This is a genomic window from Pseudomonas sp. AC532 (genome assembly GCF_979258965.1).
The window spans coordinates 3,752,096-3,776,642 of record NZ_OZ409888.1; the positions used below are offsets into that span (position 1 = coordinate 3,752,096).

The following is a 24,547-nucleotide window of genomic DNA, read 5'->3' on the forward strand; positions in this document are numbered from 1 at the left end:
CGGTGTTCGTGATCACAGCGGCCGTTTGTTTATTACGATCCGTAGCCCGTGGTCGAGCGAAGCGATACCCGGGAACATCTTTGCCGGCCAGACGGTAAGCGCTGCTGCCGTCGATCCCTGGGTATCGCTGCGCTCAACGCCAGGCTACCGGATGTTTTGCTGGCATCGCCTGCGCTCAGGGTTTGTCGCTATCCGGCGCGTTGCGCTGGCCCTCGTCGACCACCCAATCCATCAACTGGCGCGACAACTGATCGTTGGCCGTGCCGAAGGCCTTCACCACCGATTCCACGGCGGTATCGCCGGCGATCTGGCGCACTTCGAAGCGGCGGCTGGCGAGGATGCGCTGGTTGCCGGCCTGCACCAGGCGGGCGTCGAGGAGAATGTGCACGTGCGGGCGGCCATTGCGGTACTCGCTCTGGAACGCGCGCAAGTCGCTGCTCAGCTCCAGGTCGGCCTGCAGGCGATTGTCATCGCTGCTGACGGCAGCGATGCGGCCATCGTCGAGAAAGGCGCCGATCAGCCGATCACGCACCAGAGCCGGTGCCCGGTCACTCCAGCGCGCACCCTGGTAGGCGCTGATCCGGTCACCCTCGGGCAGCACGGCGATTCGCGGGCTGTCGAGCAACTGGCTGCTTTGCGGGCGGTTGACGCGCAGCGACCAGTCCTGGCGTGGCGCGTCGGCGGTGCGTACCGGCAGATTGCTCGGCAGCAGGTAGACGTTCAGCGCCTCACCGGCAGGCAGTACCGAGCAGGCACCGAGCAGGCCGGTCAGCAGCAGGGCGGCAACGGTGGCGAATGCTTTCATGGTTGAAACTCCTTGATGCTGTCGCTGCGCAGCAGGTAGCCGGCGGGGTCTTCTTCCAGGCGCCGCGAGAACGAGCGCAGGGAGCCGAGGGTGTCACGCAGTTCGTTGATTGCCGGGCCCAGTTCGCCGATACCCTGCATGCCGCCATCGAGGGCGGCACGGTTGTCCTGCAGCAACTGCTCGATGTTGCTGCTGGTGCGCTCCAGGGACGTCACCAGACGCTCGGCACTTTCCAGGGTGTCCTGGGCTGGCCCGGTGAACAGGCCGTTGGCGTTGTTCATCAGGTTGGCTGCTTCACGTCCGGCGGCGCTCATCTGGGTCAGCGCTTCACGCAATTCTTCACGCTGCTCGGACACGCTGGCGGTGATCTGTTCCAGGTTGCGCAGGGTCTTGGCGATGTTCTGGGTGTTCTCGCGAGAGAACATCGCGTTGGCGCGGTCGAGCAGGCGGGTGACGCTGACCATCAGGTCTTCGCCGTTGGCCATCAGCCGGGACAGCGGCGAGCGGTCGGCGATGATGACCGGCGTGCCGCCGTTGCCGGCCTGCAGTGGCGGGCTCTCCGGCGAGCCGCCGTGCAGCTGGATCACCGCGCCGCCGGTGATGTTGGTGATGGTCAGACGCGCGCGGGTGTCTTCCTTGATCGGCGTGCTGCTGGTGATGCGGATGTTCGCGTGCACCTTGCGCGGGTCTTGCGGGTCGAGGGTCAGGCTGGTGACGTCACCGACGCGGATACCGCTGTACTGCACGGCGCTGCCCTGGGACAGGCCGCTGACGGCTTCGGTGAAGATCACCTCGTAGTAGTTGAACTGCTTGTCCGCGCTCGACTTGCCGAGCCAGAGGGCGAACAGCAGGATGGCGCTGACGATGGCCACCGTGAACATGCCGATCAATACGTGGTGAGCGCGTGGTTCCATTCAACTAATCCTCGCTGAAGCCTGTTCGGCCGCGCGTCCGCGCGGGCCGTGAAAGTAATCGCGAATCCAGGCGTCGTCCGTCGCTGCGACGACCTCGAGCCGGTCGGCCACCAGTACGCGTTTCTGCGATAGCACCGCGACCCTGTCGCACAGGGTATAAAGCGTGTCCAGATCATGGGTGACCAGGAAAACGCTGAGGCCCAGGGCGTCGCGCAGGGTGCGGATCAACTGGTCGAAGGCGGCGGCGCCAATCGGGTCGAGGCCGGCGGTGGGCTCGTCGAGAAACAGGATGTCCGGCTCCAGCGCCAGGGCACGGGCCAGGGCTGCCCGCTTGACCATACCGCCGGACAATTCGGTCGGGTACTTGTCGCCGGCCAGGCTGGGCAAGCCGACCAGGGCGACCTTGGACTCGGCCAGGCGCTCTGCCTGAGCACGGTTGAGCCCGGCGTGCTCGATCAGTGGCAGGGCGATGTTTTCCAGTACGGTGAGCGAGGAAAACAGCGCGCCGCGTTGATAGAGCACACCGAAGCGCCGCTCCATTTCCGAGCGCCGCTGCGCCGAGAGGGTCAGCAGGTCTTCACCGAACACCCGCACCGTGCCGGCGTTGGGCTGGCGCAGGCCGACGATGGTACGCAGCAGCACCGATTTACCGGTGCCTGAACCGCCGACCACGCCCAGCACTTCGCCGCGATACAGGTCCAGGTCCAGGTGCTGATGCACCACCTGAGGGCCGAACTGGTTGGTCAGGTCACGGACCTGGATGATCGCCTCGTCACTCACCAGCCCATCTCCATCAGAAACAGTGCGGCCACCGCATCCACCACGATCACGATGAAGATCGATTGCACCACGCTCGATGTGGTGCGCTCGCCCACCGAGCGGGCGCTGCCGGTGACCTTGAAACCCTCCAGGCAGCCGATCACGGCTATCAGGAAGGCGAAGATAGGGGCCTTTAGCATGCCGACCAGAAAGTGGTTGATGGGGATGTTCTCCTGCAGCAGGTAGAGGAACATCGGCGGCGAGATATCCAGAGTCAGCATGCACACCATGGCGCCGCCGACCATACCGCAGACCATGGCCACGAAGGTCAGCAGGGGCAGGGCGATCAGCATGGCGAACACCCGCGGTAGCACCAGTAGCTCCATCGGGTTGAGGCCGAGGGTGCGGATGGCGTCGATCTCTTCGTTGGCCTTCATCGAACCGATCTGCGCGGTGAACGCACTGGCGGTGCGCCCGGCCATCAGGATGGCGGTCAGCAGCACCCCGAATTCACGCAGGAACGAAAACGCCACCAGGTCGACCGTGTAGATGGTCGCACCGAAGTCGGCAAGGATGGTGGCGCCGAGAAACGCCACTACCGCGCCCACCAGAAAGGTCAGCAGGGCGACGATGGGCACGGCGTTGAGACCGATCTGTTCCAGGTGCGAGGCCAGCGAGGTCAGCCGCCAGCGCCGTGGCCTGAAGAGGATTGTCAGCATCGCGCTGAGCGTCATGCCGACAAAGCCCAGCAGCCCTACTGCCTTGTGCCAGACGCCTTCGACCACTTCACCGATATGCCCGAAAAACTCGCGATAGGTCGAGCGGGCGGGGTGGTCGGGCGCGTGCTGGGCCTCCTGCATGGCGCTGGCGACGGTTTGCAGCAAGGCGCGACGCTCGCCGCTGAGGGCTGCGGCAGGCAGCAGCCGGCTCAGCCGCTCGGCGCCCAGCAACTCCACCAGAAGGCTGGCGCCGGCGGTGTCCAGCGCTTGCAGTTCGCCGATATCAACGGGCACGTCACCCGCCAGCGTGTGCCGGACGGCCTCCACCTGGTCGAGCAGCGCGCCGTAGTGAGCGAGCGTCCAGTCACCTCCCACCGTCAGCGCGGTGGCGGCGGCAGTGGGCGGGGAGATGTAGGGCGGGTTGGTCATGGTCGACAGCTTAACGCTCGAACGTTCGTAGGGAACAGCCGTAATAGAGCCTTGTCGGCAACTTTGCAAACCCTCGCTGGTGCACCCACGATAGGCGCCGCAAGCCGGGGCTGGCCGCAGAGTATGCGGTAATCGACTGGCTAAGCCGGGCGGGGTTCGAATAAATCGTTGCAGGTGATGAATCGCATCGTAAAAGCCCGGTGGTTTTACCCGCCAGGGTTGCCTAGCATGGCGGGCAATCGTTCGCGCCACTTATCAGGAGCTTTCCCATGCATATCGACGAAGCCATCCGTAGCCGCCGCGCCATCAAGGTATACGACGCCGGGTTCACGCTCAGCAGTGAAGAGAAGAACGAGCTACTGCAACTGGCGCTGCTCGCACCCTCGGCCTTCAACCTGCAGCACGTGCGGTTGGTCGAAGTCAGCGATCCGGCGCTGCGCCAGCAGATCCGCGAGGCGGGCTGGGGGCAGGCGCAGATGACCGATGCCGCCATGCTGGTGGTGGTCTGCGCGCAGCTCGACAGTTGGGAGAAGAATGTCGGCCGCGTGTGGGAAGGGGCGCCAGTGGAGGTGCAGCAGTACATGGCGGGTGCCATCGACAACTACTACCGCGACAAGCCGCAGGTGCAGCGTGATGAAACCATGCGCAGCTGTGGCCTGATGGCGCAGACCCTGATGCTGGCCGCACGCGGCAAGGGACTGGACTCCTGCCCCATGGACGGTTTCGATTTCGACGCCGTGGGCAAACTGATCAACCTGCCGGACAACCACCTGATCGGCCTGATGGTCGCGGTGGGCAAAAAGGCTGTCGATGCCAAGCCGCGAATCGGCAAGCTGCCATTCGACGAGGTGGTGATTCGCGACCGCTTCTGAGCGCATGAAGCGGTTTGTCACGCCATGATGCATCTGTGAGGGCAAACAGCAGGAACCTAGTGCCGTTTCGCTGTCTCCTAATGAGTAGACCCGTAAAAGCGAGGAACACCATGCAAGTTCAAGTGAACAGCAACCATATCGAAGGCAGTGCGCGTCTCCAGGAATGGGTCGGCGCATCGGTGGCGGATCGCCTTGAGCGCTACGAGGAGTTTCTGTCGCGGGTAGAAGTGCATATCAGCGATGAAAACGGCAGCAAGAGCGGCGCCGATGACAAGCGCTGCCAGATCGAAGCCCGGCCCAAGGGGCATCAGCCGCTGTCGGTTACCCACAGGGCCGAGTCGCTGGACCAGGCCGTAGAAGGCGCTGCCGAAAAGATGCGCCATGCGCTGGAACATCTGGTTGGCAAGCTGGAGAGCAAGGCGGTCGGTACCGGTCATCTCGAACAGGAGCTCGATACCAGCGAGCACGAGAGCCCCGATGCGCTGTTGCAGGAAGAGTTTCTGGAGCGTCAGGAGGCGCTTGAAAAGCCATAGCGGCTGGTCATGCACTTGCCAACGGTAAGTGCATGACGCAACTCACCTAGCCCCTCCCAGCCCTGGCATCGAACTGCCAGGGCTGCCAGGCAGGCCGTTTGAAAACTACTGCGCTCGGCCATGCGGCGTTAAAAACCAGCTCATTTGCAACGCGTAAGCTGCGCCATTTCGCCGGTTTTTGCCTGGCCTGACCTTCGCTCACCAGGTTTTCACACGTCATCCAGGGGCTCGGTGCATGGGTCAGGCTACCAGGCTGCGGCCGATGAAGTCCGGCGATGCCGTCTGGCGATAGGTCGAAATGGCTTCAGCCGCTAAGCGGGGGCTAACCCCGGCATTGTTGCTGGCTGGAGGCGATACCTCCAGTTGCGTACGCTGGCGCGCCAGGTTTTCGGCCGAGAGAGGGTCGTAATAGGCCTGGCGCTGCTCCTGCAGTGTTTCCAGGCGTTGCTCGCGCAGCTGCTCGTCCAATGCCTGAGCCGCCTGCTCGCGCTCTAGGCGCACCTGCAGCTCACATTCCTCACGCTGTTCCTGCCGGGCAATTCGCTGCTCGCGCAATTCGCTCAGTTGTTCCTGGCGGTCCTGCTCCAGGCGGCGACGCTCCAGCAGGCGTTGCTGGGCATCGTCCAGCGGCTGCGTCGCCGGGCTGACCGGATCCAGTCGATTGGTCTGCAAGCCGGTATTGAAGTTGTTCGAGCGGTTGCCGTAGACCCCGATATTCATGCCGTCGATAGAAAGGGGCATGAGTCACCTCCTGCTTTCGTTTCGATAGGCTCAGTCTAAGCGCCTCATTCCTCGGGCCTTAGGCGGATGTGTCATAACCTCAAGAACAGGATGGACTAGCACTTTTTTCCCGGCTGAATGTCGGCCATCCGCGTCGATCTACCTTCGAGCTCGTGAAACCCCCATGAGCGCTAGGCTGGCTGGAAATTGCCACCACCAGCGTCGAGTTGCCGATCGCCTGGCGGGCGCCCGCTGGCGTAATACCGACGCAGCGGCAAATCGACGAGCGGTCACAGGCGACAGCGTCGCCACCCGGATCACGGATACCGGCCTACTATAAAGACAAGGGGCAGTTGGTAGGGGCGCGTTGGCAGGCCACTCGAATTAGCCCATCCGCGTGCCCGATTGCGCGATCACAAGAGGAAAGCGTCATGCAGCCATTCAGTTTCGCTACAGCCGCCCATCTCATCTGCGAACCCGGGGCCGTGCAGCGGCTCGTGCCGTTGTGCAAGGCCTGGGGGGCGCGTTCGGTCATGCTGGTCACCGACGGCGGGGTCGCCCGGCTGGATTTCTTCGCGCAGGTGCGCGCTGCGTTCGCCGGTACCGATATGACGCTGCACGTATTCGACGGCGTGACTGCCGGGGCGCCGGAGTCCGTTATCACCGGCGCTGTGCAGGCTGCCAGGAACGCGCAGGCGAACCTGATCATCGGCTTTGGCGGTGGCAGCTCGCTGGACGTAGCCAAGCTGGTCGCACTGTTGGCTCACCCCGAGTGCAAGCAGTCGCTCAAGGATCTGTATGGGGTCGACAAAGCGATGGGCCAGCGTCTGCCGCTGATCCAGGTGCCGACCACCGCCGGCAGCGGCTCCGAAGTAACGCCCATCGCGGTGGTCACCACGGCGCATGCCACGCGGGTGGCCGTGCTCTCGGCCCGGCTGTTGCCCGACCTGGCGCTGCTCGACGTCGAGCTGACGTTGCAACTGCCGGCCGCTGTTACCGCTGCCTGCGGCATGCTTGCCATGGGGCATGCGGTGGAGGCGTACACCGGCGCGCGGCGCAAGAACCCGCTCTCGGACATGCTCGCCCGCGAGGCGTTGCGGCTTCTCGGTGCCAACCTCGAGGAAGCGGTGCATAACGGCAGCAATCGCGAGGCCCGCCAGGCCATGCTGCTGGGCGCCTGCCTGGCCGGCCAGGCTTATGCGAATGCACCGCTTGCCGCAGTGCATGCGCTGGCCTATCCCCTGGGTGGGCATTTCCAGGTGCCGCACGGGGTCAGCACGGCGGTTCTGTTGCCTCATGTGCTGGGTTTCAATGCCTCGGTGGCAGCGCCGCTTTATGAGGAACTGGCGCCACTGTTGCTCGGTGGCCGCCTGCGCAGCGGCGATGCGACGGACCATACCGAGCAGTTCATCATCGAGCTGGCCGATCTCAGCGAACGCAGCGGTTTGCCGACGCGCCTGCGCGATGTCGGTGTGGAGGAGGCACTGCTGCCGCGCCTGGCCAGCGATGCCATGGTGCACGAGCGCTTGCTGGCCAATAATCCGCGGCAGATGACCGAGGCCCATGCACTGGCGATCTACCAGGTCGCCTACTGACCGACTCGGGCGCTGGGCTCGGGGCAAGTTGCCAGCGCCACCGGAGGCCGGCACCATGCCGGTTTCCCCTTATTGCAAGGCGCCGTTCCATGCAGCAGCACCTGCGCGAGCATTATCGCCACTTCCAGCCAATCACCACGCGCTGGCATGACAACGACCTGTATGGGCACGTGAACAACGTGACCTACTACAGCTATTTCGATACCGCGGTGAACAGTTACCTGATCGAGGTGGGCGGGCTGGATATCCATCACGGCGAGGTCGTGGGATTCGTGGTCAGTTCCAGCTGCGATTATTTCGCGTCCATTGCCTTTCCCGACCGTATCGAGATCGGTTTACGGGTCGGCAACCTGGGTAACAGCTCGGTGCAATACGAACTGGCGGTGTTCAAGGAGGGCGAGGAGCAAGCCTGCGCGGCGGGGCGCTTCGTTCACGTGTTCGTGGACAGAGCCAGCAGCCGGCCGGCGGCGATGCCAGCCGCGTTACGCGTAGCGCTGGATCGGTTGTGGATCACCTGAAAGAACGAGGGCGCCTACCAGACGGTGTGAAAACGACTGCGCTCGTTCACACGGCCTGCTAAGGCGCCCTTGTTGGTCGGTGACTCAGCGATGGCGATACTTGTGGTGGCGCTTGTGGTATTTCTTGCCGTGGCGATGGCCGTTGTCGCGGTAGCGCGATTCATTGCGGTTGCTGTCGGCCATTTCGTTGGCCAGCGCCCCGCCAGCCGCGCCGCCGAGGCCGGCGCCGATGGTCGAGGCGGTACCACCGCCAAACTGATTGCCCAGCACGGAGCCAGCGGAGGCGCCCAGGCCACCGCCCAGAGCGGCTTCGGTCTTGTTGCGTGAGCTGATGGCGCCACCCGCCGCGCCACCCAGGCCGGCGCCAATCGCAGCGCCCGTGCTGCCGCCTAGGTGCTGGCCGACGATGTTACCGAGCGCTCCGCCCACGCCGCTGCCGATAGCGGTCTTGGCGGTGTCGGCGGTGGCCAGGGGAGAAACCAGTGCACTAAAAGCCAATGCGGTAAGGAATGTACGCATTGTGCAACCCTCGAAAAGTACCCTTGCGGGCGTAGCCATGGCGGTGCCATGGGTTCATGCGGTCAACCGAAGCGTGCCGGCGACACAAGCTTAGAACCTGATCTGCAAGGAAATTCCCGGAGGCACGATTAAAGATACATCGATGAATGTATCTAAATGTGTATAGGTCGACAGGGCTGCGCATCGTGGAGCGGTGCCGGGTGGCTGTTCCCGCGTCGTCCTAGGCCAGGCTGTTGGCTCATTCGCGGATGAGCCTCCCTGAGCATTCTTGCGGTGCTTTATCTGCAGTGATCTCTACGACCGGCAGGTACAGGAACGCTTAGAGCCCGTTCATAATCTTTCAGCCCAGGTTCGTCGATTTTGGCAGCTAAGTGGCGCAAGCGGTCATTCCCCCTATCCTGTGGGAACGGGCCATGCCCTTGATTTTTCGCGGGCATGGCCCGCTCCCACAATGGCCAGCGACGGCTGCTAGCTGCCGCTTCTGCACATGCAGATCGTGAACAGGTTCTTAGAGCCTGTTCATAATCTTTCAGCCCAGATTCGCCGATTTCGGCAGCTAAGTGGCGATACCGGCCGGTCGTAGGGTGGAAGACGCCTCACCTACGCGGCCCGACCCGTCCACCGCTCTGCGATCGCAATGGTGGATGAGAAGAGCGTCATCCACCCTACGTCCGCTATCGCCTTGTAGCTGCTACTTCAGGCGCATAAAGATCGTGAACAGGCTCTTAGAAGAGTGCGCGTGATGCCTTGATCAGGAACCAGCCTTCGCATTCGGTGTTATGCCCCGAATAGGCCGAGCATGCATCGCCGCTGAGGCTGGAGTCCGAATACGAAAAGTCCAGGTCGATACCTTTCCAGGGCCTGGACAGGCTCAGCGACCAGTCATTGAAGGAACTCACCTGGCGGCCGCCGCTGACGGTGGCTGGGGTGTCGAGCAGGTGGTTGCCGTAGCGCATGGTCACTGCCATGCCGAGTGCGTTCACACGGCCGAAGTCGGCCAGCAGCGTGCTGTTGAAACGGGTTGGATCGTTGCTCAGCGAGAGGCCGAAGCGCCGTACGTCATAGGTGAGGCCGGCGTAGATGTCCTGGCTGTCTAGTTGGCTGTAGCCCGGGTGGCTGTAGCGGATGGTGCCGAGTTCGTAGCCGAGCGTATCGGCGAACTGCTGCCGGTAGCCGACGTAACTGTTCAACTCCATGCGGCTGTCCGGGGTGATCCCCAGGTTCGGTGCCCATTGGCCGAGGTACCAGCCGCTCGGATGACTGAGGTCCATGCCACCGTGAAAGGCTCCGCCGCTCTGCGGCTTGACCAGGCCCTGGGCCATGCTGCGGCTTGGAGTGGTGCCTAGATTGAGCTCATAGTCGCCCAACTCCCGCTCCAGGATGGCCGCCTGGGCGTGGATGCTCAGCAAGGCCGTCCCAAGCAGGACGACATGTGGAAAACGCATGGAATTCCCTCCCGTTACAGGCGAATGAAAGCAGTACGAGGCGCTTGCCGGCTCAGGTGCTGGTCCATCCGTACGGTGCCGCTGGTGTGGCAGAAGCCCGAAGGGCCACATCGTGGCTTGGGCGAAAACGCAACGCGCCTCATTCGAGCGCTTGGCGGGGACGTTAACCGACGCCCATGACGGCAAAGGGACATCAGACCGTAATTAGGCTGGAATCGTCGGCAAATTCCGACGAAATGCAGGATTGTCGGCGATTAAGCCGCTGGCTGGCCCTGCATCGCCGCAGGGAGCGTGACCGCGCTGCCATGCCTCGCCCAGTGTGCCTGGGCGAGGCGCGCCAAGTTACACGATGCGCGCGGTCTGCCCGGCGGCGTGCAGGCGAATGGCGACGAACTTGGAGGTGGGCGTGTGGCTGCCAATGCCCACGCTTTCCAACGGCACCAGCGGGTTGGCCTCCGGATAATAGGCCGCGGCCTGGCCGGCTGGAATGTCGAACGCCAGCAGCGTGAAGCCCACCACCTTGCGCTCGATGCCGTCGTCCCACAGCGAGGTGATGTCGACCTTCTGGCCCGGCTTGTAGCCCAGGCGCGTGATGTCGGCTTCATTGACGAACAACACGTCGCGCTGGCCGCGAACGCCACGGTAGCGGTCATCCAGCCCATAGATGGTGGTGTTGTACTGATCGTGGGAACGCATGGTTTGCAGGATCAGGTCCGGCGTGTGACCGCTGTTGCGCACTTGTGGCGGCAGCAGGTCGGCGAGCAGGGCGTTGGCCCTGAAATTGGCTTTGCCGGTGGTGGTCTTCCACTGGCGGGCACCGGCCGAGTTGCCCAGGTAGAAGCCACCGGGATGCTGCACGCGCGTATTGAAATCCTGGAAGCCCGGGATGGTATCGGCGATCAGCTCGCGGATGCGGCTGTAGTCGGCGATCATGGCGTCCCAGTCGACCGGGTGATTACCCAGGGTGGCCTTGGCGATGCCGGCAACGATGGCGGGCTCCGAGCGCATCTGCCTGGACAGCGGTTCCAGTTGGCCATTGGAGGCGTGGATCATGCTGAACGAGTCCTCCACGGTCACCGCTTGCGGGCCGGTGGCCTGGATGTCGATATCGGTACGGCCCAGGCACGGCAGGATAAGCGCATCGGTGCCGGTGGTCAGGTGGCTGCGGTTGAGCTTGGTGCTGATCTGCACGGTCAGCTCGCAGTTCTGCAGTGCCTGGTGGGTGCGCGGGCTGTCTGGCGTGGCCTGGGCGAAGTTGCCGCCCAGGGCGATGAATACCTTGGCCTGACCGTTGACCATGGCGTTGATCGCCTCGACGGTGTTGTGGCCGTTGTCGCGCGGTACCTGGAACTGGAAGCGTTTCTCGAGGTTGTCGAGCAGCACCACCGGCGGGCGGTCATTGATGCCCATGGTGCGGTCGCCCTGCACGTTGCTGTGGCCACGTACCGGGCACAGGCCGGCGCCCGGGCGGCCGAGGTTACCGCGCAGCAGTTGCAGGTTGACGATTTCCTGGATGGTCGCCACCGAATGAACGTGCTGGGTGATGCCCATCGCCCAGCACATGATGACCTTCTCGGCGCGGCGATACATCAGCGCCGCCTGTTCGATGTCTTCCAGGGTCAGGCCGGACTGTTCGACCAGCGATTCCCAGGAGCTGGCATCGAGCACGGCCAGGTAGGCGTCGACGCCGTCGGTATGTTCGGCGATGAACGCGTGATCGAAGACCGGCTTGTCGCCCTTGGCGACGGCCTCACGCTCCCACTGCAGGAGGAACTTGGCGATGCCGCGCAGGGCAGCCATGTCGCCGCCCAGGGCGGGGCGGAAGAAGGCGGTGTTCAGTGGTTCGGAACCGTTGGTGAGCATTTCCAGCGCGTGCTGCGGATGCTGAAAGCGTTCCAGGCCGCGCTCCTTGAGCGGGTTGAACGCCACTACCTGGGCGCCACGCTTCACTGCCTCGCGCAGCGGCTCGAGCATGCGCGGGTGGTTGGTGCCCGGGTTCTGGCCGAGCACGAAGATCGCATCGGCGTGTTCGAAGTCGGCGAAGGTCACGCTGCCCTTGCCGATACCGACGCTCTGGGTCAGCGCGACGCCGCTGGCCTCGTGGCACATGTTCGAGCAGTCGGGGAAGTTGTTGGTGCCAAACGCGCGCACGAACAGCTGATACAGGAACGCAGCCTCGTTGCTGGCCCGGCCAGAGGTGTAGAACTCGGCCTGGTTGGGGCTTTCGAGGTTCTTCAGGTGCTTGGCGATCAGGCTGAAGGCATCGTCCCAGGAGGTTGGCACGTAGCGGTCAGTGGCCGCGTCATAGCGCATCGGCTCGGTCAGGCGGCCCTGGTATTCGAGCCAGTAATCGCTCTGCTCGCGCAGCTGGGCGACGGTGTATTTGGCGAAGAACTTGGCGTCGACCCGGCGCTTGGTGGCTTCCCAGTTGACCGCCTTGGCACCGTTCTCGCAGAACTTGATACGGCCATCTTCCGGGGAGTCGCCCCAGGCGCAGCCAGGGCAGTCGAAGCCGCCGTTCTGGTTGGTCTTGAGCAGGGCGCGCAGGTTCTTGAACGGCTGTTTGCTGTCCAGCCAGAACTGGGTGACGCTGATCAGCGCACCCCAACCGGCGGCGGCGCCTTTGTAGGGTTTGTAACGCGGGTTAACGGGTTGCAGGCTCATGGCTGTTCTTCTCTTGCAGCCGGCGCGGGGCTGTAGACCCGCGGCGCGCTGTGATGGGGCAAATGAATCAGGTTGAGGTTGTGCCGGCGCGCCCATTGCACGGTCAGGGCGGTCGGGGCCGAAAGGCTGAGCAGATTGCCGATACCGGCTCTGACCGCCTTGTGAATCAATTCCAGGCTGCAGCGGCTGGTGACCACCGCAAAGCCCTGGCGAACGTCGTGCTGCTCGCGCAGAAGTGCGCCGATCAGCTTGTCCAAGGCGTTATGCCGGCCGATGTCTTCGCGACAGGTGCGAATCTCGCCGTCGCCATCGACATACAGGGCGGCATGCAGCGCGCCACTGCGGCGAGCCAGATCCTGCACGGCGTTGATCCGTTCGCGAAGGCCGTTCAGGTGCTCTGCAGGCGGCAATTCGGCCTTGGCCAGCACGCTCAGCTCGGGCAATGCCTGCTCCAGGGCTTCCACGCCACACAGCCCACAACCGCTGGTGCCGGCCAGTTGCCGACGCTGTTGTTTCATGGCCCAGAAGGCCCGGCTGCTGATTTCGACCTCGGCATTGATCGCCGCGCCAACGTGGCGCGCGCGGATGTCATAAATATCGTCGATGGAGTCGACCACGGCACTGCTGAGGCTGAACCCGACGATGAAATCTTCCACGGCACTTGGCGAGACCATCATCACCGCATGGCTGATGCCGTTGTAACTGATGGCGAGCGCGCTTTCCTCGGCCAGCACGGCGCAATCCGTGGCGTGCGGATTGCCCAGCTGGGCGTACGCATAGCCCTGGGGCTGCGGCGCGACGGCTTCGGGCGGTTCGGCGATGGTGGAAGATTCGGCTGACCGGGGCACGGCAAGCTCCCCTGCGGCGGATTGACACAGAGAAGCCTAGGCGCTCGCTCTGCCGGCGTCTAATCGCTGTTGCCGATACATTGATCGATGCGCTCTATCGTTCGATGTGAGCAAGGCCCAAGCCCCCTGCCCGAGACGTTCGGCTTCGCCTCATGTGCTGGCCTGAAAGTGTTGCAGCAGGGCGTTCAGGGCGTCCGTGTTGGGCTGATCGATATCGATGATGTGGTACCCCGACCAGCATTGCTGGCCTGTTTCACCGCCCCGGCTCCACAGGCAGTCACCGATGAAGTGCAGCCTGCTGACGCCGTTGAGGGTTGCCGAGCACACCAGTTCGCACTCCACCAACGTATCGGCAGGCTGAAGCGCTGGACCGCAGAGCATCAGCCCGTCGCTGGAAATATCCGCTACACGACCCAGGTACCGGCCGCTGTGCTGCTCGAACACTTCCAACAGCGAAGTGGCCTGGTATCGGCTGTGCTGGCGACGGTCGTTCATGTATGAACCTCAGTGGGTACGGCCGGTGAGTTGTTGCAGAACGCGATAAACGGCGGTCAGGGCACGATCAACCACGGGCGCTGCGCGGTCCGGCTTGCTCAGTCGGGCCGTGCCCCGCTCCATTTCCTGCGCCAACTGGCTGACCGACTTGACCGCCGCGCGCTGGCCGTTGGCGTCGACGAACATGTAATTGTGGGTGGTCGGGCTATACCAGGACAATTTCAGCGTCTGGCGCTCGGCGCCGCCGGTGAATTCGAACCAGGTACCGAACTCGATTTTTTCAAGCTCACTGACCAGGCGGCGCCCCATCTCAGACAGCGGCATGCGAGTCAGGGCAGGGTCGAGCAGTGCGGCATCATCGCCCAGCATGGCACCCAGTTGGCTGGGCGCTGGCGGCAGGCTCAGGCCCGACGCCAGGCCGGGCTGGCCGGCCTGTACGGCATGTTGGCAGGCCACCAGGTCCTGCAACAGGCGACGTATGTCGTCGTCACGGTAACCGCCGAGCAGCATCAGGCCCTTGCGCAGTTCGTCGAGCATCTCGATGCGCAAGCGCTGCAGCCGTTCGCGCTGCGCAGCATCCAGCGGGGTGCCGCTCCAGGCCAGGTGTTCGGCGGCTTCGCTGGCGCGCTGCCATTCGCTGCTGGCCGAGCCATGGCGTAACTGAATGAACACCAGCACATCTATCCAGGTGCGTTCGAGAAACTGTCGAATGATCGGCGGCGGCGCCCGTTTAGCCAGGCTCTGCGCGATGACCTGGGCGGACAGGTGCCGGGCGGCGAGCAGCTTGTCTCTGCCCTTGGCGGTCTCCACCGCCCTGCGCTCCTGAAGATCCACCCGTTGCTTGAGGGTGCCGGCAAATTCGTTGAATTCGCCGGTCAGTTCGTCGAACAGGCGCAGGTCACCTGCAAAATGCTGGATCACCTGCTTGACCACCCAATGCACCTTGTCGAGCAGGCCGTGGGCCTCGTCCTGCGCGCCGTACAGCACGCCAGCCTTGGCCATGGCGTTGATCAGCTTGCGCGCCGGGTGGTGTTGCTGGGTGAACAACGCCCTGTCCAGCAGTGCGACCTTCAGGTAGGGCGTGTGGAGGTGGGAGAGGGCGACCTTGTAAGGCTGCGGGAGGTTGTCGTCATCGAGGATGAAATCGAACAGCATGCCCACCAGGTCGATGACGTCGCTCTCGCGGTTGCCCAGGCGATGCTGCTGCGGTTCCGGGTTATGGCTGGCCAGCTGGCGCTGCAGGTCTTCCTTGAGCCCGGCGACCTGCAGCGGATGGTCGAGTCGCTGCGCCAGTTCGGCGGCGGAGGCCTGCTGCATGCGATTGAGGGCCGCCAGCAGGTCGGCTGCCTCATACGTGCGCCGCGCGCCTTCGGGGGCGAAGCTGGCCATGCTCGGTGTACCGGCGTACAGGTTGATGCTCGTCCTCTGTTTTCGGTATTCGGCAAGCAGGGCGCTTAGGCCGTGCACCAGTTGATTCAAATCAGCAGGGGGCGCGGCATCGAGATCCGGCAGCGGCTGTTCGCTATCCGGCTCGGCGTGCTGGGTGGCGACGACTCGCGGGGATGCGTCTGGTGCGCCTTGGCTCGGCTGTTCTGCCGGCCGTGCAGGGGTGTACTTGAGGTTGGGGAGCACGCCGGCCTCGATGAGGCGCTGATTGAGCGCGTTATAAAGGGCGTCGAGTTCGTGCATGAGGTGCTTGTCGAACAACCCGTACAGCACCAGCTTGATCCGCAGAGGCACGGAGCAGGGGGCGAGTGCGGTAAGAAATGCCTGGGCGATGGTCTTCGGGGCTATCGGGTTGCTGCCTTCCGGTAGCGGCTGGCCGTTGTTGAGCAAGGCAAGGCGCTGCTCCAGTGCAAACAGGGCCTGGGCGCTACGTGCCTGAACCCGGCTGGCCATATTGGTGACCTGAAGGATCTCTTCGTAATCTTCATTCTGCACCAGGGCGAGTTCCTGGAGCTGCACGTCTGCGACGCCGGCGGTCGCGACCAGTTTGCCGTCGAGGAAATCAGCGATCCCCTCGGAAATGCTCAGGTGGTAATGGCGCTCTATCTGCGGGCGCAATGTGCGGATGTTGCGCATGCTGTCAAAGAACAGCGCCTGCACCTGGTTGTTCTCGGCTTTTTCCGCACAGTGGAAAAGCGTGTCGTCGACGTGGGCGAAGGTGCGCTGCAGGCTGTCCGCCAGGTGATTGAGCACCAGCTTGCGGCAGCTCTGCCCCAATTCGCTGAAGCGCGGCTGAATGCCCCTGCTGGCCAGCGTGCGCGAGCTGTATGGAGGCGTTGGCGGCGTGCCCTGAGTGGTCATCTGAGGTCCTGGGGTAAGCCCTGCTGCTGTGCTGCAACCCGTGCAGGTGTGCGGCGAAGGTATAGCAAATGGCCATTGTTTCGCAAAGCATTGTCATAAAAGCAATTTAGGGGGTTGACAGGCGTTCGCGGAACCGTAAAATGGCGCGCCTCTGCAGCGGCAAATGGCGAAAGCCAGAAGCTAGTAACAGAGACTGAAAGAAGCATAGTTCCGCGATAGCTCAGTCGGTAGAGCAAATGACTGTTAATCATTGGGTCCCTGGTTCGAGTCCAGGTCGCGGAGCCAATCTTTCTTCGGGGTGTAGCGCAGTCCGGTAGCGCGCCTGCTTTGGGAGCAGGATGTCAGGAGTTCGAATCCCCTCACCCCGACCATTTTTGGGTCGTTAGCTCAGTTGGTAGAGCAGTTGGCTTTTAACCAATTGGTCGTAGGTTCGAATCCTACACGACCCACCATTTCAAGCTCTGCTTGAGTAGAAAACCCGCCTAGAGCGGGTTTTTTGCTTTCTGGAGACAGGGTGTGCTTCCCGTAGGGTGGATGACGCTTTTCATCCACCATTGCGCTTGCAGGGCGGTCGACGGGTCGGGCCGCGTAGGTGAAGCGTCGTCCACCCTACGGCAGGCTGCCCTTGGGATCAATGCAGCTTGAGGCGTGGGTCGGTGCTGCGGCCGATGCGGTCGCTGAGCATCAGCAGCAGGGTGCGGAAGGGGCCATAGAGCGCCATCTGATGCATGCGATACAACGAGACGTAGAACATGCGCGCGAGCCAGCCCTCGAGCTTCACGCTGCCCATCAGGTTACCCATCAGATTGCCGACGGCGCTGAAGCTCGACAGCGAGATCAGTGAGCCGTAGTCCTTGTAAGTGTAGGTCGGCAATGGCTGGTCCTGCAGGCGCGCCGCCAGCGATTTGACCAGCAGGGAGGCCTGTTGGTGGGCTGCCTGGGCGCGTGGCGGCACATTGCGTTCGCTGCCGTCGCCCATCGGGCACGCGGCGCAGTCGCCAAAGGCGAAGATGTTCTCGTCACGCGTGGTTTGCAGGGTTGGCGTAACGACCAACTGGTTGATGCGATTGCTTTCCAGCCCGTCCAGGTCTTTCAGGAAGGCCGGCGCGCGGATGCCGGCCGCCCACACCTTGAGGCTGGCCGAGATGGTTTCACCATTGGCGAGCACCATGCCGTCCGCGGTGACTTCTTTCACCGCGGCGCCCGTCATCACGTTGACGCCGAGCTTCTGCAGGGTCTTGTGCACCGGAGCGCTGATGCGCTCGGGCAAGGCGGGTAGCACGCGCGGCCCTGCTTCGACCAGGCTGATGCGCATGTTTTCCGGGCGAATTCGGTCCAGGCCGTACGCCGCCAGTTCGCGGGCGGCGTGGTGCAGTTCGGCTGCCAGTTCGACGCCAGTGGCGCCAGCGCCGACGATGGCGACGCTGATCTGGTCGTTGTCGCCGTTGCCGGCATGGGCGCGCAGGTAATGGCTGAGCATCTTGCGGTGGAAGCGCTCGGCTTGCTCCCGGGTGTCGAGGAAGATGCAGTGCTGGGCCGCGCCCTCGGTGCCGAAGTCGTTGGTGGTGCTGCCCACGGCAATCACCAAGCTGTCGTAGGACAGTTCGCGGGCGGGCACCAGTTCGCGATTGTCCTCATCCAGGGTCGCGGCCAACTGGATGGTCTTGCGCTCGCGGTCCAGGCCGCTCATGCGGCCGAGCTGGAATTGGAAGTGATTCCATTTTGCCTGGGCCACGTAGTTGAGTTCGTTCTCGGTGGAGTTCAGCGAGCCGGCGGCCACTTCGTGCAGCAGCGGCTTCCAGATATGCGTCAGGTTGGCGTCGGCGAGGGTGATGTGGGCCTTGCCGTGCTTGCCGAGCTTCCTGCCCAGGCGAGTGGCGAGTTCCAGGCCGCCGGCACCGCCGCCGACAATTACGATTCGATGGCTCATCGATACTTCTCTCAAGGCTAAAAAATCGGTGTGAGTCCGGGCGAGCGAGGCTCATGGCGCCGGGCGACTCAGGGGCGGCTCGGCAGGCCGCAGCAAACTGACGTGCAACACAGCGCCGAGGTGCACTCTGGTGTCATCGACTCGACGTTGACTGCCAAGGTTCAATCGCCCGGCACGCGTGCTGCGCAAATGCGGCCAGTCTAGCAGGGCGCTGGCGGGCAGGGGGCGTGATCCGTCTTCAGGAAGCTACTCGTCGGTCAGCAGGGGCTCGACAGTCAGTGAATCATCGAGGCGGATGATACCGCCGTGCAGCACCCGCGCCGTGATGCCGCTGTGGCCGCGCACTGCCTGGAATGTGCCTGTACCCAGGCGTTCTTCCAAGCGGGCGCAGGGCTGACACCAGCCGGTGGTTTCCAGAATGGCCTGGCCGAGCCGGAAGCGTCGGCCCTTGAGGCTGAACAGGTTGATGCCACTGACGGCGATGTTGCGCCTGAGATCTTGCGGGCTGATCGCGTGCTCGGCATCGCGGCCCAGCAGCGCGCTGACGACTGCCAGGTGCTCCCACTGGATCAGCGTGACCTGCCGTGCGTTACGCGGCCCCGGGCGGGCATGGTCGCCGGTGAGCCCGGCTTCGCGGCGCGCTTCCACTGCATCGAGTGCCAGCATCTCGCCGCGTGACTGCGGGCGAACACCAATCCAGCGTACCTGGCCGTGCTGTGGCACGGCGGCAATCAGGGCTTGTAGCGGGCTCATGACGATACCGGGGTGGAGAAAGGGATCCGCAAGGCGTGTTGCACAGGCAGATGTACTGACTGATCACAGCAGGTCAGCCACGCAACATGCGCTTCATGCATTGCGGCGCAACCACCGTCAGTGCTGGCGCGGGGGGAGGTCGTCGGAGAACAGGTCATCTTCCAGCTCGTTGCCGGGGATCGCGTGCTCTTCCGAGGCCCAGGCGCCAAGGTCGATCAATTTGCAGCGTTCGGAGCAAAATGGGCGGCTCGGGCTTTGCGGGCCCCATTCCACCGGAGCGGCGCAGGTCGGGCATGCGACGAGGGTGGGGGTGGTCATGGTTGGCCTCCAGTCAAGGTCAGGTAATAGGTATGCAGGCGCTCGACTTCGTTTTTCATCCAGGCCAGGTCGCGGTCGTTGGTCAGCAAATCGTCGGCATGACGCAGGCGCTCTTCACGGGTCGCCTGAGCGGCCAGAATCGCTTGCACCTGTTCGGCTGACAACTGATCACGACGCATGGTGCGCTCGATCTGCAGTTGCTCGGGTACATCGACCACCAGCACGCGCTGCGCCAATCTGTACTGACCGGATTCGATCAACAGCGGTGAAACCATGATGGCGTAGGGCGACGTGGCTTCAGCCAGAAACCGCGCCACTTCTTGAGCGACCAGTGGATGCAGCAGACTCTCCAGCCAGCGACGCTGGGCCGGATCGGCGAAGATCTGCGCCCGCAGCGCCGAACGGTTCAGTTGCCCATCAGGCTGCAGTATGTGGTCGCCAAAATGCTCGGCAATGGCCGTGAGGGCAGGGCGCCCGGGTTCGACAACCCAGCGAGCGGCCTGGTCAGCATCGACCACGTCCACGCCCAACTCGACGAAATGCCCGGCGACGGCGCTCTTGCCGCTGCCGATACCGCCGGTCAGGCCAAGCGTCCAGGGTTTCATGGGTGCGCATGCCCCTTATGGAAAATCAGGGGCGGATTGTAAAGGAGACAGCCGTTGCGTGGCGAATCGGCTGGGTACGCCGGCATCGATCACGCCATCGCCGCGAGGTCGCAACGCCTAGGATGGGCAGGGGTTAAGGCAGCTACGCGCAGGAGCGTCGCCCCCGGCGCGAAAGATCGCCGCCGTGCCGCGCCATCGCGTAATGGCCGCCATTCGCCGCGGGGTCGCGGCTCCTACAATGGATTGCGGCACACCACCACTCGCGCAGGAGCGTCGCCCCCGGCGCGAAGGATCGCCGCCGTGCCGCGCCGTCGCGTAACGGCCGCCATTCGCCGCGGGGGCGCGGCTCCTACAATGGATTGCGGCACACCACCACTCGCGTAGGAGCGTCGCCCCCGGCGCGAAAGATCGCCGCCGTGCCGCGCCATCGCGTAACGGCCGCCATTCGCCGGGGGGTCGCGGCTCCTACAATGGATTGCGGCATCGCCACTCGCGCAGGAGCATTGCTCCCGGCGCGAAAATGGCAGCCGTGCCGCGCCGTCGCGTAACGGCCGCCATTCGCCGCGGGGTCGCGGCTCCTACAATGGATCGCAGGACCACCACCACTCGCGTAGGAGCATTGCTCCCGGCGCGAACGACTGCAGCCGTGCCGCGCAACCGCGTAATGGCCGCCATTCGCAGCGGGGTCGCGGCTCCTGCAATGGATTGCGGCACACCACCACTCGCGCAGGAGCGTCGCCCCCGGCGCGAAAGATCGTAGCAACGCCACCGACTCCGGCCGTACGCACTGCCCGCCGCGGCCCATGGCTCGGCTTTCAATTGAAGCCGGCGAACTGCAGGTAGGTATCGGTAATCTGCTTGCCCCACAGCAAGGCAATAAAACCGGCAATGGCCAGATAGGGGCCAAAGGGAATAGGGGTGCTGGTACTCGCATCGCGCATCCGCAACATGATCACGCCCAACACGGCGCCAACCACCGAAGACAACAGAATGGTCAAAGGCAGAACCTGCCAGCCGCCCCACGCTCCAAGCATCGCCAGCAGCTTGAAATCGCCATAGCCCATGCCTTCCTTGCCGGTGACGAGCTTGAACAACCAGAACACCGACCAAAGGCTCAGATAGCCCGCCACGGCGCCCCACAGTGCATCTTCAAGACTGGTAAACAATCCAAAGTGGTTGGCGATCAGGCCCAGCCACAGCAGGGGAAGTACCAGCGAATCCGGTAACAGCTGGTGATCCGCATCGATCAAACTCATCGCCAGCAGCCCCCACGCCAGCACCAGCATGCCGGCCGCCTGCCAGCTGAAGCCAAAATGCCAGGCGATATACGCCGACAGCAACCCACAGCTCAACTCGACCAGCGGATAGCGCAGGCTGATCTTCGCCTTGCAGCCCGCGCATTTGCCGCGCAGAAAAAGGTAGCTGACAACCGGGATGTTTTCCCAGGGGCGTATTTCGTGTTTGCACTGTGGGCAGCTTGAGTGGGGGAGTACCAGGTTGTAGGTTTCCCCAGCAGGCTCTGCGGGTAGCTCCAGCACTTCGCGCGCCTGAATGCGCCAATCACGAAACATCATCTTCGGCAGGCGATGGATCACCACGTTCAGGAAGCTGCCAACCAGCAAGCCGACAACTAGCGCGCAGAAAACAAAGGCCGGCGTGTTGCCGGCCAGAAAGTCGATTACTGTCATGGATTATACGACGTTGCCCAGTTGGAAAATTGGCAGGTACATGGCGATGATAAGACCGCCTACCAGCACTCCAAGTACAGACATTATCATTGGCTCCATTAAGGCGGTGAGGCCGTCTACTGCGTTATCTACTTCTGCCTCGTAGTAGCTGGCAACCTTATCAAGCATGGTATCCAGTGCGCCTGACTCTTCGCCGATGGCTGTCATCTGCACGGCCATTGCCGGGAATACATTGGTAGAGCGCATTGAAAAGTTCAGTTGCATGCCGCTAGTGACGTCCTGCTTGACCTTATTAACGGCATTGCGGAATACCACGTTGCCGGTCGCTCCGGCCACAGAGTCCAGGGCTTCTACAAGAGGAACGCCTGCTGCGAATGTTGTGGATAGGGTGCGGGCATAGCGTGCTACGGATGATTTGTAGACGATGTTGCCAACAATCGGTGTTTTAAGAACGGTGCGGTCAAGTGCATCACGGAATTTTTCTGAGCGTTGTTTAGCCTGAATAAAGGCGTAGCCCGCTGCAATCATCGCAATCAGGAAAACAAACCACCATCTTTGTAGTCCTTCAGATATGTCAATTACGAAAAGTGTGAATGCAGGCAGTTCAGCACCAAAACCTGCAAAAACATCTTTGAATTGCGGTACTACTTTGATGAGCAAAATACAGGTCACGATCACTGCGACTGCCACTACTGCGATTGGGTAGTTCATCGCCTTTTTTATCTTGGCTTTCAGAGCCTCAGTTTTTTCTTTATAGGTTGCAACCCGGTCGAGCAGGGTTTCCAGTGCACCTGATTGCTCACCAGCCTCTACCAAATTGCAAAACAGGTCATCGAAATAAGCAGGTTTGGTGCGCAACGCGGCGGCGAAACTATTACCAGCTGCCACGTGCTGTTTGATCTCGTCAACCAGCTTCCGCATATTCGGATTTTCAAGGCCGTCGGCGATGATATCGAACGACTGCAGCAGCGGGACCCCTGCCTTCATCATTGTCGCCATCTGCCGAGCGAACAGCGCGATGTCCATGGGCTTGATCTTCTTGCCCGCCCCGAACAGGCTGATGCCCTTCTTGCGTACCTTGGTCGGATTGATCCCTTGCTTGCGCAGCTGCGCTTTGACCAGCGCCGGGTTTTGCCCATTGAGCTCGCCTTTGACCACCGACCCCTTGCGATCCTTGCCTTCCCAGACAAACGTGCTGGTCTTTACTGCCTTTGCTGTTGCCATGGTTAATCCTTGGTCACGCGGTTGACTTCCTCGAGGCTGGTCACGCCTTGCATGGCCTTCAGCAAGGCCGAGGTGCGCAGGTCGTTGAAGCCGTCTTTACGCATTTGCGTGGCAATATCGATGGAGTTGCCTTCCTCCATGATAATCCTCTGCAGGCTCGGCGTGTTTTTAACCACTTCATAAATACCGACACGACCTTTGTAACCGTTCTTGCAATTTTCACAGCCAACGGGACCGTAAAGCTTGAAGGTGCCGAGCTTGCCTTCCGGGAAACCCTCCTCCAGCAACGCTTCATTCGGGACAGGCATTTCCTTCTTGCAACTGCTGCACAGCTTGCGCGCCAGGCGCTGAGCGATGATGAGGTTCACCGAGGTGGCGATGTTGAAAGAAGGCACGCCCATATTGCGCAGCCGCGTCAGGGTTTCCGCCGCGCTGTTGGTGTGCAGGGTCGACATCACCATGTGACCGGTCTGCGCCGCCTTGATGGCAATCGAGGCGGTGTCCAGATCACGGATCTCGCCGACCATGATGATGTCCGGATCCTGACGCAGGAAAGCGCGCAGCGCCTGGGTAAAGTCCATGCCCTGCTTGGGGTTGACGTTGACCTGATTGATGCCTTCCAGGTTGATCTCTACCGGGTCTTCCGCTGTGGAAATATTTACATCAGGGGTATTGAGAATGTTGAGACCGGTATAGAGAGAGACGGTTTTACCCGAACCCGTAGGGCCTGTTACTAGAATCATTCCCTGTGGCTGTTTGAGCGCCGCCATATACAGATCTTTCTGGCTCTCCTCATAGCCCAGGGCGTCGATGCCCATCTGAGCGCTTGAAGAGTCGAGAATCCGCATCACGATCTTCTCGCCCCAAAGAGTGGGCAGCGTGTTGACGCGGAAGTCGATAGATTTGCTCTTTGATATCCGCATTTTGATACGGCCATCCTGTGGCTTGCGTCTTTCGGATATGTCCAGGCCAGCCATGACTTTCAGGCGCGCAGAGATGCGTGGCGCCAACTGAATGGGCGGGCGAGCCGTCTCATGCAGGATGCCGTCGGTACGAAAGCGTACGCGGTAGGCTTTCTCGTAAGGTTCGAAGTGCAGGTCCGATGAGCCGCCTTTGATGGCATCGAGCAGCATCTTGTTGACGAAACGCACCACCGGCGCATCGTCAGCGTCCTGACCACTACCGTCATTTATCTTCTTGTCGTCATCGACGGATTCGGTTTCCAAGCCATCCAGGTCGACGTCGCCCATATCCTCAAGGCCGCTATGCCCGGTCTCGAAAAACTTGTCGATGGCATCGCCCAGCTTGTCGTCTTCCACCAGCAACGCCTCAGTGGAGAGCCCTGTGCTGAATTGGATATCCGTGACGGCCTGATGGTTGGATGGGTCGGAGATGCCTATGAAAAGCTTATTACCACGGCGCCATAAAGGCAGTGCTCGGTGTTGGCGCACCAGCTTTTCGCTGACTAGGTCCCTAGGCTGACCGTCCTTGTCCAGCGCGGTGAGGTCGAAGTAGGCGATACCGAACTGATCAGCGGTCAGCTCAGCTAACGCGCGACTTTTCACCAGCTTGTTCTGAGCTAGGTAGTGAACCAGCGACAGCTTGTTGCGCTTTGCTTGCACCTGAGCCTGTTGAGCGGCCTTTTCATCCAGCAAATCAGCCAGTACTACCTGCTTGGCCAAGCCAGAAAGGGGGATGTTCTCGCTCATGGGGACCTCACACATATCGAATGGGTGCGTTATAGCGCAGATGCCAAAGGCTGCCAAACAGGGTGCGTTGATGTGACCAAAAATGTCACAAGTTGCTCATGCTGGCCAAGCTGTTCAGTTGAAGGGGCTAAGTTGAGTGCCGCTGATGCGTATTGCTGCTTAGAGAACAAAGGTTTAA

22 protein-coding genes and 3 tRNA genes are annotated in these 24,547 nt (G+C 62.4%); 7 read left to right on the top strand and 18 right to left on the bottom strand.

The window, feature by feature from the left end; translation table 11 throughout:
- Window positions 1-175: 175 nt before the first annotated feature.
- The 4 genes from ACZ0AV_RS17465 to ACZ0AV_RS17480 are packed head-to-tail and all read right to left on the bottom strand — an operon-like array spanning window position 176 to window position 3,626.
- Window positions 176-805, bottom strand: a complete 630-nt coding sequence (locus tag ACZ0AV_RS17465) for an ABC-type transport auxiliary lipoprotein family protein (RefSeq protein WP_499152196.1) — start codon at window positions 803-805, stop codon at window positions 176-178.
- Entirely contained in the window at window positions 802-1,719 is a 918-nt protein-coding gene (locus ACZ0AV_RS17470; protein ID WP_499152197.1) for an MlaD family protein, read from the bottom strand. The genes ACZ0AV_RS17465 and ACZ0AV_RS17470 overlap by 4 nt, the downstream gene beginning before the upstream one ends.
- Entirely contained in the window at window positions 1,720-2,499 is a 780-nt protein-coding gene (locus ACZ0AV_RS17475) for an ABC transporter ATP-binding protein (protein WP_499152198.1), read from the bottom strand. It lies immediately after the preceding gene.
- The gene (locus ACZ0AV_RS17480) at window positions 2,496-3,626 is read right to left on the bottom strand and encodes an MlaE family ABC transporter permease (RefSeq protein ID WP_499152199.1); all 1,131 of its coding nucleotides are present in this window, start codon (window positions 3,624-3,626) and stop codon (window positions 2,496-2,498) included. Before ACZ0AV_RS17480 ends, ACZ0AV_RS17475 begins: the two co-directional genes overlap by 4 nt.
- 269 nt (window positions 3,627-3,895) lie before the next feature.
- On the opposite strand from ACZ0AV_RS17480, the gene ACZ0AV_RS17485 reads away from it, so the two are divergent.
- Entirely contained in the window at window positions 3,896-4,498 is a 603-nt protein-coding gene (locus ACZ0AV_RS17485) for a nitroreductase family protein (protein ID WP_499152200.1), read from the top strand.
- A gap of 110 nt (window positions 4,499-4,608) precedes the next feature.
- Window positions 4,609-5,031 carry an HPF/RaiA family ribosome-associated protein gene (locus ACZ0AV_RS17490; RefSeq protein ID WP_499152201.1) on the top strand — a complete coding sequence of 141 codons (423 nt, stop codon included), beginning with the start codon at window positions 4,609-4,611 and terminating at the stop codon, window positions 5,029-5,031.
- 240 nt (window positions 5,032-5,271) lie between these two features.
- Here the strand turns inward: ACZ0AV_RS17490 and ACZ0AV_RS17495 are convergent, their stop codons facing one another.
- Window positions 5,272-5,772 carry a hypothetical protein gene (locus ACZ0AV_RS17495; protein ID WP_499152202.1) on the bottom strand — a complete coding sequence of 167 codons (501 nt, stop codon included), beginning with the start codon at window positions 5,770-5,772 and terminating at the stop codon, window positions 5,272-5,274.
- Between the two features lie 410 nt (window positions 5,773-6,182).
- Between ACZ0AV_RS17495 and ACZ0AV_RS17500 the strand changes: the two genes are divergently transcribed.
- Window positions 6,183-7,346 carry an iron-containing alcohol dehydrogenase gene (locus ACZ0AV_RS17500; RefSeq protein ID WP_499152203.1) on the top strand — a complete coding sequence of 388 codons (1,164 nt, stop codon included), beginning with the start codon at window positions 6,183-6,185 and terminating at the stop codon, window positions 7,344-7,346.
- An 89-nt stretch (window positions 7,347-7,435) separates the two neighbouring features.
- Window positions 7,436-7,864: an acyl-CoA thioesterase gene (locus ACZ0AV_RS17505; protein ID WP_499152204.1), complete on the top strand. Its 429-nt coding sequence runs from the start codon at window positions 7,436-7,438 to the stop codon at window positions 7,862-7,864.
- An 84-nt stretch (window positions 7,865-7,948) separates the two neighbouring features.
- On the opposite strand, the gene ACZ0AV_RS17510 is transcribed toward ACZ0AV_RS17505, so the two are convergent.
- From ACZ0AV_RS17510 to ACZ0AV_RS17535, 6 genes are all read right to left on the bottom strand, one after another.
- Complete coding sequence (locus ACZ0AV_RS17510) at window positions 7,949-8,383, bottom strand: YMGG-like glycine zipper-containing protein (protein WP_499152205.1); 435 nt, start codon at window positions 8,381-8,383, stop codon at window positions 7,949-7,951.
- Between the two features lie 725 nt (window positions 8,384-9,108).
- Entirely contained in the window at window positions 9,109-9,828 is a 720-nt protein-coding gene (locus tag ACZ0AV_RS17515) for a TorF family putative porin (RefSeq protein WP_499152206.1), read from the bottom strand.
- A gap of 342 nt (window positions 9,829-10,170) precedes the next feature.
- Window positions 10,171-12,492: an FdhF/YdeP family oxidoreductase gene (locus tag ACZ0AV_RS17520; protein ID WP_499152207.1), complete on the bottom strand. Its 2,322-nt coding sequence runs from the start codon at window positions 12,490-12,492 to the stop codon at window positions 10,171-10,173.
- Window positions 12,489-13,340, bottom strand: coding sequence for a formate dehydrogenase accessory sulfurtransferase FdhD (gene fdhD / locus ACZ0AV_RS17525; RefSeq protein ID WP_499152208.1), 852 nt, complete (start codon window positions 13,338-13,340; stop codon window positions 12,489-12,491). Before fdhD ends, ACZ0AV_RS17520 begins: the two co-directional genes overlap by 4 nt.
- A 150-nt stretch (window positions 13,341-13,490) precedes the next feature.
- Entirely contained in the window at window positions 13,491-13,835 is a 345-nt protein-coding gene (locus tag ACZ0AV_RS17530) for a PilZ domain-containing protein (RefSeq protein ID WP_499152209.1), read from the bottom strand.
- A gap of 9 nt (window positions 13,836-13,844) precedes the next feature.
- The gene (locus tag ACZ0AV_RS17535) at window positions 13,845-16,142 is read right to left on the bottom strand and encodes a DUF1631 domain-containing protein (RefSeq protein ID WP_499152210.1); all 2,298 of its coding nucleotides are present in this window, start codon (window positions 16,140-16,142) and stop codon (window positions 13,845-13,847) included.
- 209 nt (window positions 16,143-16,351) lie between these two features.
- On the opposite strand from ACZ0AV_RS17535, the gene ACZ0AV_RS17540 reads away from it, so the two are divergent.
- The 3 genes from ACZ0AV_RS17540 to ACZ0AV_RS17550 all read left to right on the top strand — a co-directional run bounded on the left by ACZ0AV_RS17540 (window position 16,352) and on the right by ACZ0AV_RS17550 (window position 16,594).
- Window positions 16,352-16,427, top strand: a tRNA-Asn gene (locus ACZ0AV_RS17540).
- 9 nt (window positions 16,428-16,436) lie between these two features.
- Window positions 16,437-16,513 (top strand) — tRNA-Pro (locus ACZ0AV_RS17545).
- Between the two features lie 5 nt (window positions 16,514-16,518).
- Window positions 16,519-16,594, top strand: a tRNA-Lys gene (locus ACZ0AV_RS17550).
- 179 nt (window positions 16,595-16,773) lie between these two features.
- Here the strand turns inward: ACZ0AV_RS17550 and ACZ0AV_RS17555 are convergent.
- The 7 genes from ACZ0AV_RS17555 to pilB form a co-directional block, all read right to left on the bottom strand.
- The gene (locus ACZ0AV_RS17555) at window positions 16,774-18,072 is read right to left on the bottom strand and encodes an NAD(P)/FAD-dependent oxidoreductase (RefSeq protein WP_499152211.1); all 1,299 of its coding nucleotides are present in this window, start codon (window positions 18,070-18,072) and stop codon (window positions 16,774-16,776) included.
- Window positions 18,073-18,318: 246 nt separating this feature from the next.
- On the bottom strand, window positions 18,319-18,825 hold the full coding sequence (locus tag ACZ0AV_RS17560) for an MOSC domain-containing protein (protein ID WP_499152212.1): 507 nt from the start codon (window positions 18,823-18,825) through the stop codon (window positions 18,319-18,321).
- Window positions 18,826-18,942: 117 nt separating this feature from the next.
- Complete coding sequence (gene yacG, locus ACZ0AV_RS17565; protein WP_499152213.1) at window positions 18,943-19,143, bottom strand: DNA gyrase inhibitor YacG; 201 nt, start codon at window positions 19,141-19,143, stop codon at window positions 18,943-18,945.
- Window positions 19,140-19,748, bottom strand: a complete 609-nt coding sequence (coaE, locus tag ACZ0AV_RS17570; protein ID WP_499152214.1) for a dephospho-CoA kinase — start codon at window positions 19,746-19,748, stop codon at window positions 19,140-19,142. Before coaE ends, yacG begins: the two co-directional genes overlap by 4 nt.
- 815 nt (window positions 19,749-20,563) lie before the next feature.
- Window positions 20,564-21,436 (bottom strand): prepilin peptidase, encoded by an 873-nt coding sequence (locus ACZ0AV_RS17575; RefSeq protein WP_499152215.1) that lies wholly within the window; start codon window positions 21,434-21,436, stop codon window positions 20,564-20,566.
- A gap of 3 nt (window positions 21,437-21,439) precedes the next feature.
- Complete coding sequence (locus tag ACZ0AV_RS17580) at window positions 21,440-22,660, bottom strand: type II secretion system F family protein (protein ID WP_499152216.1); 1,221 nt, start codon at window positions 22,658-22,660, stop codon at window positions 21,440-21,442.
- Between the two features lie 2 nt (window positions 22,661-22,662).
- The gene (pilB, locus tag ACZ0AV_RS17585; RefSeq protein ID WP_499152217.1) at window positions 22,663-24,369 is read right to left on the bottom strand and encodes a type IV-A pilus assembly ATPase PilB; all 1,707 of its coding nucleotides are present in this window, start codon (window positions 24,367-24,369) and stop codon (window positions 22,663-22,665) included.
- Window positions 24,370-24,547 lie beyond the last annotated feature (178 nt).